Genomic DNA, 12265 nt, shown 5'->3' on the forward strand with positions numbered 1-12265 from the left:
TTGAGATGTCGCAATCCCCACCGAACCCGGAGGCCCTCACCCATTTCAAGAACCCAGCACGCGTGTCACCAACGTCCCCGGACAACACACCTAGGGCCTGTCGTCAAACCGCGAGGCAGACGGGAGTTCGACGACAGGCCCCAGGGCCGGGCCGTCACATGGAGGCGGCCCGTACCCCCGCCGACTGGGGTACGGGCCGCAGCTCTCATGGGGGGAACCGGGAGTCCCGGTCGCGGCGCGGGACCGTGGAGAGAGTGTGAACCCGCCACCGGGGGCCGTCAAGCATTCGGACAGCAGCCGCAGTTCAGCGGCCCACCACCAACTAACGCACGGCCACGACCGCCGATCCGTGCCCGAACAGCCCCTGGTTGGCGGTGATTCCGGCCCGTGCCCCCGGCACCTGCCGCTCCCCGGCCGTGCCCCGGAGCTGCCAGGTCAGTTCGCACACCTGGGCGATGGCCTGAGCCGGCACCGCCTCCCCGAACGATGCCAGTCCACCACTGGTGTTGACGGGGATCCTCCCGCCGAGCGCGGTCGCGCCCTCCCGGACGAGCTTGGCCCCCTCGCCCTCCCCGCACAGGCCGATGTCCTCGTACCACTCCAGCTCCAGCGCGGTGGACAGGTCGTAGACCTCGGCCAGCGAGAGGTCGTCCGGCCCGAGCCCGGCCTCCTCGTACGCGGCCCGCGCGATCGAGGCCCGGAAGGAGCCGGGCACCGGTACGGCCGCGGTCGTCGAGTCGGTGGCGATGTCCGGGAGGTCCAGGACGGTACGGGGATACGTGGGCGTCACCGTGGACACGGCCCGGATCCGCACCGGGTCCGCGACCCCCCGCGAGCGCGCGAAGTCCATGCTGCTCAGCACGAGCGCGGCACCCCCGTCGGAGGTGGCGCAGATGTCCAGCAGCCGCAGCGGATCGGCGACGATCGCCGAGGCGGCCACCTCCTCGGCCGTCACGGCCTTGCGGTAGCGGGCGTTCGGGTTCAGCAGCCCGGCTGCCGCGTTCTTCACCTTGACCTGCGCGAAGTCCTCACCGGTGTCCCCGTAGAGGGCCATCCGGCGGCGGGCGTACAGCGCGAAGTACGCCGGGTTCGTGGCCCCCAGGATCCGGAAGCGCAGCCAGTCCGGGTCGTCCGGCCGGTCGCCGCCCGCCGGTGCGAAGAACCCCTTCGGGGCGGCGTCCGCCCCGACCACCAGCACCACGTCGGCCAGCCCGGCCAGGATCTGCGCCCGGGCCGCGCCGATGGCCTGGGCGCCGGACGCGCAGGCCGCGTACACGCTGGTCACGCGTGCGCCCTGCCAGCCCAGCGCCTGCGCGAAGGTGGCTCCGGCCACGTAGCCGGGGTAGCCCGACCGCACGGTGTCGGCCCCCACGATGGACTGCACGTCGGTCCAGTCCAGCCCGGCGTCGGCGAGCGCGGCCCGCGCGGCGGCCCGCCCGTACTCGACGAAGCTGCGGCCCCACTTGCCCCACGGGTGCATGCCGGCCCCGAGGACGGCGATGTCGGCGACGGCGGCGCTCATCCGGCCACCACCCCGACGGGCCGGAACCGCCAGGTGGTCCGGGCGACGCCGTCGGCATCCTCGTTCAGCACGCCGCCGACCACCTCGACCTCCATCCCGACCGCCAGATCGCCGACGCCCACCCCGGGCACCGTCTGCCCGAGCACGACCATCCCCTCGGCCTCCAGCTCCACGGCGACCAGGGTGTACGGGGTCCAGGGCGCGTCCGGGTCGGACAGGTACGGAGCGGGCGGCCGGTACCGCCCGTCCGTGTAGGACCAGACCCGGCCGCGCGGGGAGAGCGGGGTCTCGGCGAGCTCGCCGCCGCCGGGGCAGCGCGGATTGCGGCAGTACGCGTCCTCGCGCGGGAAGAACACGGCGGCGCAGGCGGAGCACCGGGTGCCGAGCAGGCGGAACCCGCCGTCCGCGTCGTCCCCGGTGAACCGCCCGCTGACCACGGGTGTGCGTGTGCGTTCCAAGACCCCTCCCGAGAAAGATATCTGACGAACCGTCAGAAGTCTGTCAGGGAACGAGCGGGAGCGCACCCCCGGGAACGCACTCCTCGCACGGGTTCTCGGCCAGCCACTTCCGTGCGATCTCGCCGAGCTCCGCGTCCCGCCCGGCCAGCATCATCCGGATCATCTGCGCGTCCCCGCGCAGCGACCAGGCCGGATCGCCGAAGGTGGCGGGGTTGTTCCGCTCGATCAGGAAGTGCGCCGGCCACGCCGTCCCGTACCCGATCAGAGGGAGGGCCGCGATATAGCGCTTGCGGCCGCGGGCCAGCCCGTAGGCGGTGAGCGCGAGACCGGTGAGGGTGCCGGCGAGATGGATCCAGCGGGTGGCGGCGCGGGAGTGCATGGCGACGTAGTAGGGCCAGAACTCCTCGTACGAACTGAATGTCATGCGGGCACGGTAATCAGCGGTGAACGGAGGCGACAGAGACGGGAAAATCGAAATACGAGTCGGGGAACGCCTCCGGGGCGTACGTGAAATGCCACCACTCCTGGGGCAGGTTCACGAACCCCTGCGCGCCAAGCAGCCGCCCGAGCAGGTCCCGGTGCGCACGGGCCGCGCCCGTCACCCCCGGGCTGTCGGTGTGCGCGAGCGGATCGAAGAAGTCGAAGGGCGTCCCCATGTCCAGGGGTCCCCGTCCCACCTCCGCCAAGGTCACGTCGACGGTGCTGCCACGGCTGTGCCCGGACCTCTCGGCGATGTACCCCTCCGGGATCAGCCGTTCCTTGGCCACCTCCGGATAGAACTCCGCCTTGGTCCGCTGATCCGCCCCGTCCCGGGCCCACCGCACGAACCGGTCGACGGCCCGCTGCGGCCGGTAGCAGTCGTACACCAGCAGCGAGTGCCCACCGCGCAAGGCCTCGCGCTGCGCCCGCCGCAGCGCCTCGGCGGCGGGCCGGGCGAGCAGGCAGACGGGTTCGTCATAGCCCTCCACGACCGCCCCGGTGAAGTTCCGCGAGGTTGCGTACCGCATCTCCTGCCGGATGGTCGCATCCACCTCGCCCACCGCGACGAACCCGACGGCCGGGGCGGCCGGGGCGGCCACGGGGGAGCCCGGGGGCGGGGCCGCCACGCCGTCCGGGATCGCCGGTCCGGATCCGGAGCCCGGTTCCGGTGCGGCCACCGCCGACGGCGTGAGCACCGCACCGGACGTGACCACCGCCGCCAGCACTCCCAGCACGCCCACCCATCCCGCAACGACCGTCATCCGCATACCCCTTGGCATACCATCGCCGCATGCCGGCGCACCTGAAGGACTCGCACTGCTCCTCCTGCGGAGCCCTGTTCGACTCGGCCGACTGGCCCCGTACCTGCCCCTCGTGCGGCGCGGTCGCCTACCGCAACCCCCTCCCGGTCGCCGTCGCCCTCCTCCCCGTCGAGGACGAGCTCGGCACCGGCCTGGTGGTCATCACCCGCACCATCGAGCCCTCCCTCGGCGGCATCGCGCTGCCCGGCGGCTTCATGGACTTCGGAGAGGACTGGCGCGAGTCCGTCGTCCGCGAACTCCGCGAGGAGACCGGCATCCACGCCCCGGCCTCCGAAGTCGCCCTCGCCGACACCCTCAGCTCCCCGGGCGGCCACCTGCTCGTCTTCGGCCTGCTGCCCGTACGCCCCACCGCTTCCCTCCCCGCATCGGCCCCGACGGACGAAACCACCGGCTGGCACGTCCTGCGCGGCCCGGAGAAGCTGGCGTTCCCGCTCCACACGGAGGCCGCGGGGGCGTGGTTCGAGGGCCGGTACGCGTAGGCACGCCCACGGGCCCGGGAGGGACGGCCGCGATCCCGGCCGCCCCGCCCCGTCCAGCTCAAAGCCCCCGCAGCACCACGCCGTCCACCCGCTGCCCGTCCTCGTCCTCCACCACCACCGCGTCTCCGGCCCACCGCACCACGTACCGTTCCACCTCGCCCGGCTCGAAGCCCGGCCCCGGATCCCGGATCACCACCCCGCCGCCCGAGCGGCCCCGAGCCGGGGCCCACGCCTCCAGGGCCACGGACCCGTCGGCCGCCCGCACCGGCAGCAGCGAGCCGGCCCGTGCCAGTACCGGGATCCGGTCCGCCGGGGCGTCGAGCAGGATCTGGCCCGGCCCCTCGTACGCCCGGCCCGTCGCCGTGTCGTACCAGCGCCCGCGCGGCAACCGCACCGCCCGCCGGTCCGACCCGCACTCCAGCACCGGAGCCACCAGCAGGGCGTCACCCAGCAGGAACGCGTCCTCGCAGTCCCGCAGCGCCCGGTCTTCCGGAGCCCCCCACCACAGCGGCCGCGCGTACGGAGCACCCGTCCGCCGCGCGAGATGGGCCAGCGTCACGAAGTACGGCCGCAGCCGCTCCCGTTCCGTCAGGACGGCCCGCGCGGCCCGGGTGGTCTCCTCCCCGAACTCCCACGGCTCCCGCCGCCCCGCCCAGATCGCCGCATGGGTCCGGAACAGCGGCAGGTAGGAACCCAGTTGCAGCCACCGCAGGTACAACTCGGGTGAGGGGGAGCCCCAGAAGCCGCCGATATCCGGCCCCGAGTACGGCACCCCGCACAGCCCGAGGCCCAGGACCAGCGCCAGCGAGGCCCGCAGCCCGTCCCAGCTGCTCTCCACGTCGCCCGACCACGTGCCCCCGTACCGCTGCATCCCCGCCCACCCCGACCGGGAGAAGAGGAACGGGCGCTCGGCCGGGCGCAGCCGTACGAGCCCCTCCCAGCCCGCGCGCGCCATTGCGAGGGCGTACACGTTGTGCGCCTCCCGGTGGTCCCCGCCGGCCCCGTCCAGCGAGTGCCGCGCCGATCGCGGAAGCGTCCGCTCCCCGAAGGGAGCGAAAGAGACGGGCTCGTTCATGTCGTGCCAGACCCCGGCGAAGCCCTGCGCGAGCCGCTCCTCGTACAGCCCGCCCCACCACCGCCGCACCGCCGGATCGGTGAAGTCCGGGTACGCGCACTCGCCCGGCCACACCTCGCCCCGGACCTCCCGCCCCGCCGCGTCCCGTACGAAGGCCCCGTGCGCGCCGACCGCGAGCCCTGAGGCGTGCACGGGGTCGCCGGTCTTCACCGCCGGGTCGACGATGGAGACGAGTCGGACGCCACCGTCCGCCAACTCCCGTGCCAGCCCCGGCAGATCGGGGAACCGCTCTTGGTCCACGGTGAAGACCCGGTGGCCGTCGTAGTGGTCGATGTCCAGATGGACGGCCGACAGCGGCAGCCCGTGCCCGGCGTACCCCGCCACGATCCGCCGCACCTCCGCGGCGCTCCCGAACCCCCACCGCGCGTGCTGGTACCCGAGCGCCCACTCGGGCGGCACGGCGGCCCCGCCGGTCAGCCCGGACCAGCCCTGGAGCACCCGCCCGGGAGGCCCCACCAGTACCCAGCACCGCAGGGGGCCGCCCTCCATGCGCAGTTCACAGGAGCCGGGCCGGTCGGCGCCGGAGCCCGCCCCCTCCTCGCCCTCCCGCAACACCACCCGCCCGTCCCAGGAGTTGTCGTGGAAGACCAGGTGCGTGCCCGCGTCCGCGACCACCAGCTGGACCGGCATCGTGATGTACAAGGGGTCCTCGCCGGGACCGCCCCCGGAGCCGAACCCGCCTTTGGGATCGGTGTTCCACAGCCGGTAGCTCCCGTCCCGCAACCGCGGCCCAACCGCCCGCCCGCCCAGCCCGAACACCCGCGCGTCCGCCGCCACCTCACTCCGCAGCAGCCACCGCGCGCCCCCGCCTCTGCCGACTGCCCCGCCTCCGCCGCCCGCCTCGCCCCCACTGCCCGCTCCGCCTCCGCCGCCCGCCTCGCCCCCGCGGGCCGCTCCGCCTCCGCCGCCCGCCTCGCCCCCGCGGGCCGCTCCGCCTCCGCCGGCCGGCTCCCACCACCGTGGCGGCAGGTCCCGCCGCAGCACCGTCCCGCCGGGGGTGCGCACCTCCACCGCCCCGTGCCGGGACACCGCCACCGTCACGCGCTCGGACACCACCCGCCACCCGCCGTCGGTGTCCGGTTCCAGCACGGCGCGCGGATCGGGCTCCGGCCCGCTGCCGGCCACCGCGTACGAGGGCGTCGGCGCGGAGCCGTCCCAGCCCCAGAACACCGCCCCGCCCACGGTGACCCGGACCAGCAGCTCCGAACGGGTGAACCGGAGCACCCCACCGCCCGCCCGGGGCTCCGTACCGGTCAGCACGCCCGGCACCCGCGCCCGCTCCGCGCCCCGGGGCGCGAGACCCGCCGCGTCCACGCGCCGGTTGCGCCACGCGGAGCGCCAAGCGCGCCGCCCCCGCTCGCCGCCGAGGTCCTTCACCGCACGCACCAGCCCACGACCGTCCATGGCGCCCACCCTGCCACCGCCACCCGGCCCAGAAGGCGCCGTTCAACTGCCGTTCACCCGCAAAAGGATCACAGTCGTCCGCCGATGACGACTCTGGTGCGGATGTCGATCACATGGCATCGTCCCTGTGAGCCCCCGTGCGCACACCCCGCGCGCGATGGCACCGTACGAACACCACGCCACACACCACGCCAGACCACGACACGCCCACGAGGCGCGAACCGCAGACGTGACCGGGAGCCGACGCATGACCGCAGCAGCCACCCCCTCCGAGCCCCTCTGGTCCCCGGGCCCCGACCGGATCGCCGCGGCCCGGATCACCGCCTTCCAGGCCTGGGCCGCCGAACACCACGGCGCCCCCGCGGACGGCGGCTACCCGGCCCTGCACAGCTGGTCCGTCGACGAGCTGGACACCTTCTGGCAGGCCGTCGCCGAGTGGTTCGACGTACGCTTCACCACCCCGTACGAGTCCGTCCTCGCGGACCGGTCCATGCCGGGCGCGCGCTGGTTCGAGGGCGCCACCCTCAACTACGCCGAGCACGCCCTGCGAGCCGCCGAGGACCCGGCGCGCGCCGCCGACGCGGCGCTGCTGCACGTCGACGAGACCCACGAGCCCACCCCCGTGACCTGGGCCGAGCTCCGCCGCCAGGTCGGCGCACTCGCCGCCGAACTGCGCGCCCTGGGCGTGCGCCCCGGCGACCGGGTCAGCGGCTACCTCCCCAACATCCCCGAGGCCACCGCCGCCCTCCTCGCCACCGCCGCCGTCGGCGCCGTCTGGACCTCCTGCGCCCCCGATTTCGGCGCCCGCAGCGTCCTGGACCGCTTCCAGCAGGTGGAGCCGGTGGTCCTCTTCACCGTCGACGGCTACCGCTACGGCGGCAAGGAACACGACCGCCGCGACACCGTCGCCGAACTGCGCGCCGAGCTCCCCTCGCTGCGCGCCGTCGTCCACATCCCGCTCCTCGGTACGCCGGCCCCCGCGGGCGCCCTCGAGTGGTCGGCCCTCACCGCAGCCGACACCGAGCCGGTCTTCGAGCCCGTCCCGTTCGACCACCCGCTCTGGGTCCTCTACTCCTCCGGCACCACCGGCCTGCCCAAGGCGATCGTCCAGTCGCAGGGCGGCATCCTCCTCGAACACCTCAAGCAGCTCGGCCTGCACTGCGACCTGGGCCCCGAGGACCGCTTCTTCTGGTACACCTCCACCGGCTGGATGATGTGGAACTTCCTCGTCTCCGGCCTGCTGACCGGAACGACGGTCGTGCTCTACGACGGCAGCCCGGGCTACCCCGACACCGGTGCCCAATGGCGCATCGCGGAGCGGACCAAGGCCACCCTCTACGGGACCTCCGCCGCCTACGTGATGGCCTGCCGCAAGGCGGAGGTCCATCCCTCCCGCGACTTCGACCTCTCCGCCGTGAAGTGCGTGGCCACCACCGGGTCCCCGCTGCCTCCCGACGGCTTCCGCTGGCTCCACGACGAGGTGGCCGAGGACCTCTGGATCGCCTCCGTCAGCGGTGGCACCGACGTCTGCAGCTGCTTCGCCGGAGCCGTCCCCACCCTCCCGGTCCACATCGGGGAGCTCCAGGCCGCCTGCCTGGGCACGGACCTCCAGGCCTGGGACCCCTCCGGCAAGCCCGTCACCGGCGAGGTCGGCGAGCTGGTCGTCACGAACCCCATGCCGTCCATGCCGATCCGCTTCTGGAACGACCCCGACGGCAGCCGCTACCGCGACAGCTACTTCGAGATGTTCCCCGGCATCTGGCGCCACGGAGACTGGATCACGATCACGGACCACGGCTCCGTCGTCATCCACGGCCGCTCCGACTCCACCCTGAACCGCCAGGGCGTCCGGATGGGCTCCGCGGACATCTACGAGGCCGTGGAGCGGCTCCCGGAGATCAAGGAATCCCTGGTCATCGGCCTGGAGGAACCGAACGGCGGGTACTGGATGCCGCTCTTCGTCCACCTCGCGCCCGGCGCCGTCCTCGACGACGCCCTCCGCTCGCGGATCAAGGCCACGATCCGCGAGGAGCTCTCCCCGCGCCACGTCCCCGACGAGATCATCGAGGTCCCGGGCATCCCGCACACCCTCACCGGCAAGCGCATCGAGGTCCCGGTCAAGCGCCTCCTCCAGGGCGCCCCCATGGCCAAAGCGGTCAACCCCGGCTCGGTCGACAACCTCGACCTCCTGCACTTCTACGAGGAGCTCGCCCGCACCCGCGGCTGACGCGAGCGGCCACTGTCAGTGGCCATGATTACTCTGAGTGAGCAAGTGATCGCGTTACTCAGGGGGAACCATGCCACGCTCGAACGACACCCGGACCTCCACCACGGGCCGTCCGGCCCGCACCGGCAGGCGCCGCGGCCTGCGCCGCGAAGTCCCCAGCACCGTCGGCCTCCTGGCCGACGCCGGGGACTTCGCGGCCATGCGCCGATACCGCAGCTTCACCTTCGACGACCACCGCGACTACCTGGACCACGTGGACCGGCTGCTCCGCTCCCTCGCGGCCCAGGGCATCCACACCACCGTCGCCCTCTTCGACGCCGAGGAGTACGCCGACTACTGCGCGGACCGCGGACTGGAGCCGGACACCCCCGGTTCCCGCACCCGCTTCACCGCCGAACTGAGCGGCGCCACCGGCGGCCTCCCGTACGCCGGCCAGCCCATCGACGAACTGGTCCCGCTCCTCGTGGACGCGGCCGTCCGGCAGGCCACCTGGGAGTACGCGAGCTCGCTGCTGGCCGAAGTGGGCCGCTGCGCCGACTGCGGAGAGGACATCGGGACCGCCTCGCTCGAGCGCGCCGCCGAGGCGCTCCGGCACCTGGTGGACCGGGCCGGTCCGGGCCACCACCACCTGGTGTGCAGCGTCCCGGCACAGGACGAACAGCTCGTGGCCGTCCTGCACGCCGACACCGGCAACGGCCCGGGCGGCCGGCCCCGGGTGGACGGTCGCGACGGCCTGGACTTCGTGACCGTACTCGCCGCGGGCCTGGCCCTCGGCGGGCCCGGGGGACTGGTGCTGCGCAGTACCACCGAGGGTGACAGGGACCGCGTCCACGGCTGGCGCCTGGACCGCGGCCGACTGGTACCGCTCTCGGCGGCGGCCGTCTTCAACGCCTACTGCACCGACGCCGACACCGGAGACCCCGTGGGCCCGGAGCCCGGCGTCGAGTACTGCCCCGGCTACGAGGTGGATGAACCGGGCCCGCACCACTGAGCCGGGCGCACGGCGCCACCCGCGAACGGCCGAGGGGCCCCCGCCACCGGCGAAGGCCCCTCGAACGTCCTACGAACTACGCGCCCTACTTGCCCTACTCGCCGGACAGGACCGCCTGGGCGGCCAGCCGGGCCTCCTCGGCGGTGTCCGCGGCACGCGCGGCGGCAGCCGCACGCTCGCACTGCGCGAGGGAGTACTTGGCCAGCGTCGCCCGCACGTAGGGAATCGAAGCGGCACCCATCGAAAGCGAGGTGACCCCCAGACCCGTCAGCACACAGGCCAGCAGCGGGTCGGAGGCGGCCTCGCCACAGACGCCACAGCTCTTGCCCTCGGCCTGGGCGGCCTCGGCCGACATGGCGATCAGGTCGAGCAGCGCGGGCTGCCACGGGTCCTGCAGCCGCGAAACGGCGCCCACCTGACGGTCGGCGGCGAAGGCGTACTGGGCCAGGTCATTGGTGCCCAGCGAGAGGAACTCGACCTCCTGGAGGATCGAGCGCGCCCGTAGCGCGGCGGAGGGGATCTCCACCATGGCACCGAACTTCGCCTTCAGACCGGCCTCGCGGCAGGCGTCCGCGAACGCCTTGGCGTCGATGCGGTCGGCCACCATCGGGGCCATGACCTCGAGGTAGACCGGCAGCCCCTCGGCAGCCTTCGCCAACGCGGTGAGCTGCGTGCGCAGCACGTCCGGGTGTTCGAGCAGCGAACGCAAGCCCCGAACACCCAGAGCCGGGTTCGGCTCGTCGGCCGGGGTCAGGAAGTCCAGCGGCTTGTCGGCGCCGGCATCCAGGACACGTACGACCACACGACCCTCGGGGAAGGCTTCGAGGACCTTGCGGTACGACTCGACCTGCTTCTCCTCGGTCGGCGCGTGCTTGCTGTCGTCCAGGAAGAGGAACTCGGTGCGGAACAGGCCCACACCCTCCGCCCCGGCATCGACGGCCGCCGGCACGTCCGCCGGACCGCCGATGTTGGCCAGCAGCGGCACCTTGTGACCGTCGGACGTCGCGCCCGGTCCGGAGGACGAGGAGAGAGCGGCCTTGCGCTCGGCGGCCGCGGCCTCCAGCTCGGCCCGCTTCGCCGCGCTGGGCTCCACGAACAGGTCGCCGGTGCTGCCGTCGACGGCGATGACCGTGCCTTCGGCGATCTCACCGGCGCCAGGCAGCGCGACGATGGCCGGCACGCCCAGCGCCCGCGCGAGGATCGCGCTGTGGCTGGTCGGGCCGCCTTCCTCGGTCACGAAACCGAGGACCAGCGCCGGGTCGAGCAGAGCGGTGTCGGCGGGAGCCAGGTCCCGCGCGATCAGCACGTACGGCTCGTCGCTGTCGGGCACACCCGGCATCGGCACGCCGAGCAGGCGCGCGACGATGCGGTTGCGCACGTCGTCCAGGTCGGCCACACGGCCGGCCATGTACTCACCGGCACCGGCGAGCAGGTCACGGTAAGCGGCGAACGCGTCGTACACACCGCGCTCGGCGGTGCTGCCGACGGCGATGCGCCGGTCGACGTCCGCCATGAGCTCGGGGTCCGTGGCGATCATCGCCTGGGCCTCGAGCACGTGCTGGGCCTCGCCACCGGCCAGCTGGCCCCGGGCGATCAGGTCGGCCGATACAGCTTCCACGGCCTGACGGGCGCGCCCCTGTTCGCGCTCCGCCTCGTCCGCGGTGATCTGCCTCGCCGGCGGTTCGAGAACCGCCGTGCCCATGTGCCGAACCTCGCCGATCGCCACACCGTGGCTCACGCCGACGCCTCGCAGCGTTGTCTCCATTTCACCTGTCTCCGATTGAGCGGCGGGTCCACCCGCCGCGTTGGATGTGCCAGTGCGTCCAGAAGGCGGAGGTCACTGCCAGCCGAAGAGGGCGTCCCCGGCCTTGACGTCTCCGGCCTCGATCACGCCGGACAGGGAATCGGCAGTCGCTTCCAGTGCCACCACGGGGCAGATGGGGGACTTGCCGGCGGCCTCGACCGCGGCGGGGTCCCAACGAATGACCTCCTGGCCGCGGGTCACGGTGTCGCCCTTGTTGACGAGCAGCTCGAAGCCCTCGCCGTTGAGCTGAACGGTGTCGATGCCCAGGTGCGTGAGTACACCGTGGCCTTCGCCGTCGACGACGACGTACGCATGCGGGTGCAGGGAGACGACTACACCGTCGACGGGGGACACCGCCGCCGAAGGCTCGCGCACGGGATCAATGGCGGTGCCCGGTCCCACCATGGCGCCGGAAAACACCGGGTCGGGCACTGCCGCGAGTCCGATGGCGGTCCCGGCAAGTGGGGACGTCACGCTGGTCATGGGGGCCTCCCAGGGGTGGGGCTTCGTCGTGTCGCCGTCACTACCTGTCGCGAACGGCGTACTCTCCAGAAGGATAAGTCACAAGATGTTCGGGTTCGCCCGATGTTGGTCCCGATCCGGACTGGTCCTTCGGCCTGGAGACTAGTGGACTAGACCGGTGGACTAGACCATACGCCTGAATCGATTTGCTTGGGTCCCTGCAGGCCTGTACTGTCGTGACTCCCGCCAGGACGCCCCGCGTGAACATTTCGCGAACGGCTGATGGACGGGACTCCTCCTCTCTCTTGTTCCGATCTTGATCTCGCCTTCTTTCCGCATGCCTATTCGGCAAAACGGAGAGTGGTCAGAGGGAAAGAAAAGAACTGCTAGAGTCGGACTCGCCGGAAAGGGAAACGCGAAAGCGAAGAACTGGAAAGCGAAACCCGCTTCGACCGGGAATCGGACACGAAAGAGTCTGATAG

10 protein-coding genes are annotated in these 12265 nt (G+C 72.9%); 3 read left to right on the forward strand and 7 right to left on the reverse strand.

Annotated elements, in window-relative coordinates; all coding sequences use genetic code 11:
- Positions 1 to 322 precede the first annotated feature (322 nt).
- The 4 genes from ACFYM0_RS37690 to ACFYM0_RS37705 are packed head-to-tail and all read right to left on the reverse strand — an operon-like array spanning position 323 to position 3221.
- The gene (locus ACFYM0_RS37690) at positions 323 to 1522 is read right to left on the reverse strand and encodes a lipid-transfer protein (RefSeq protein ID WP_388510204.1); all 1200 of its coding nucleotides are present in this window, start codon (positions 1520 to 1522) and stop codon (positions 323 to 325) included.
- Positions 1519 to 1980, reverse strand: a complete 462-nt coding sequence (locus ACFYM0_RS37695) for a Zn-ribbon domain-containing OB-fold protein (RefSeq protein WP_388510207.1) — start codon at positions 1978 to 1980, stop codon at positions 1519 to 1521. Before ACFYM0_RS37695 ends, ACFYM0_RS37690 begins: the two co-directional genes overlap by 4 nt.
- Before the next feature lie 43 nt (positions 1981 to 2023).
- Entirely contained in the window at positions 2024 to 2404 is a 381-nt protein-coding gene (locus ACFYM0_RS37700) for an Mpo1-like protein (RefSeq protein WP_388510210.1), read from the reverse strand.
- Positions 2405 to 2417: 13 nt separating this feature from the next.
- Complete coding sequence (locus tag ACFYM0_RS37705) at positions 2418 to 3221, reverse strand: M15 family metallopeptidase (RefSeq protein WP_388510213.1); 804 nt, start codon at positions 3219 to 3221, stop codon at positions 2418 to 2420.
- Between the two features lie 29 nt (positions 3222 to 3250).
- On the opposite strand from ACFYM0_RS37705, the gene ACFYM0_RS37710 reads away from it, so the two are divergent.
- Entirely contained in the window at positions 3251 to 3760 is a 510-nt protein-coding gene (locus ACFYM0_RS37710; protein WP_388510216.1) for an NUDIX domain-containing protein, read from the forward strand.
- A gap of 58 nt (positions 3761 to 3818) precedes the next feature.
- On the opposite strand, the gene ACFYM0_RS37715 is transcribed toward ACFYM0_RS37710, so the two are convergent.
- A complete protein-coding gene (locus ACFYM0_RS37715; protein WP_388510219.1) occupies positions 3819 to 6299 on the reverse strand; it encodes a glycoside hydrolase family 31 protein in 2481 nt (826 codons plus the stop codon).
- A 247-nt stretch (positions 6300 to 6546) separates the two neighbouring features.
- On the opposite strand from ACFYM0_RS37715, the gene ACFYM0_RS37720 reads away from it, so the two are divergent.
- Entirely contained in the window at positions 6547 to 8526 is a 1980-nt protein-coding gene (locus tag ACFYM0_RS37720; protein ID WP_388510221.1) for an acetoacetate--CoA ligase, read from the forward strand.
- A 70-nt stretch (positions 8527 to 8596) separates the two neighbouring features.
- Positions 8597 to 9517 carry a hypothetical protein gene (locus tag ACFYM0_RS37725; protein WP_388510224.1) on the forward strand — a complete coding sequence of 307 codons (921 nt, stop codon included), beginning with the start codon at positions 8597 to 8599 and terminating at the stop codon, positions 9515 to 9517.
- A gap of 94 nt (positions 9518 to 9611) precedes the next feature.
- Here ACFYM0_RS37725 and ptsP read toward each other — a convergent pair whose 3' ends face one another.
- Positions 9612 to 11282, reverse strand: a complete 1671-nt coding sequence (gene ptsP / locus ACFYM0_RS37730) for a phosphoenolpyruvate--protein phosphotransferase (protein ID WP_388510226.1) — start codon at positions 11280 to 11282, stop codon at positions 9612 to 9614.
- Positions 11283 to 11354: 72 nt separating this feature from the next.
- Positions 11355 to 11804 carry a PTS glucose transporter subunit IIA gene (locus ACFYM0_RS37735; protein WP_388510229.1) on the reverse strand — a complete coding sequence of 150 codons (450 nt, stop codon included), beginning with the start codon at positions 11802 to 11804 and terminating at the stop codon, positions 11355 to 11357.
- Positions 11805 to 12265 lie beyond the last annotated feature (461 nt).

The sequence above is a fragment of the Streptomyces sp. NPDC006487 genome (assembly GCF_042870555.1).
Taxonomy (GTDB): Bacteria; Actinomycetota; Actinomycetes; order Streptomycetales; family Streptomycetaceae; genus Streptomyces.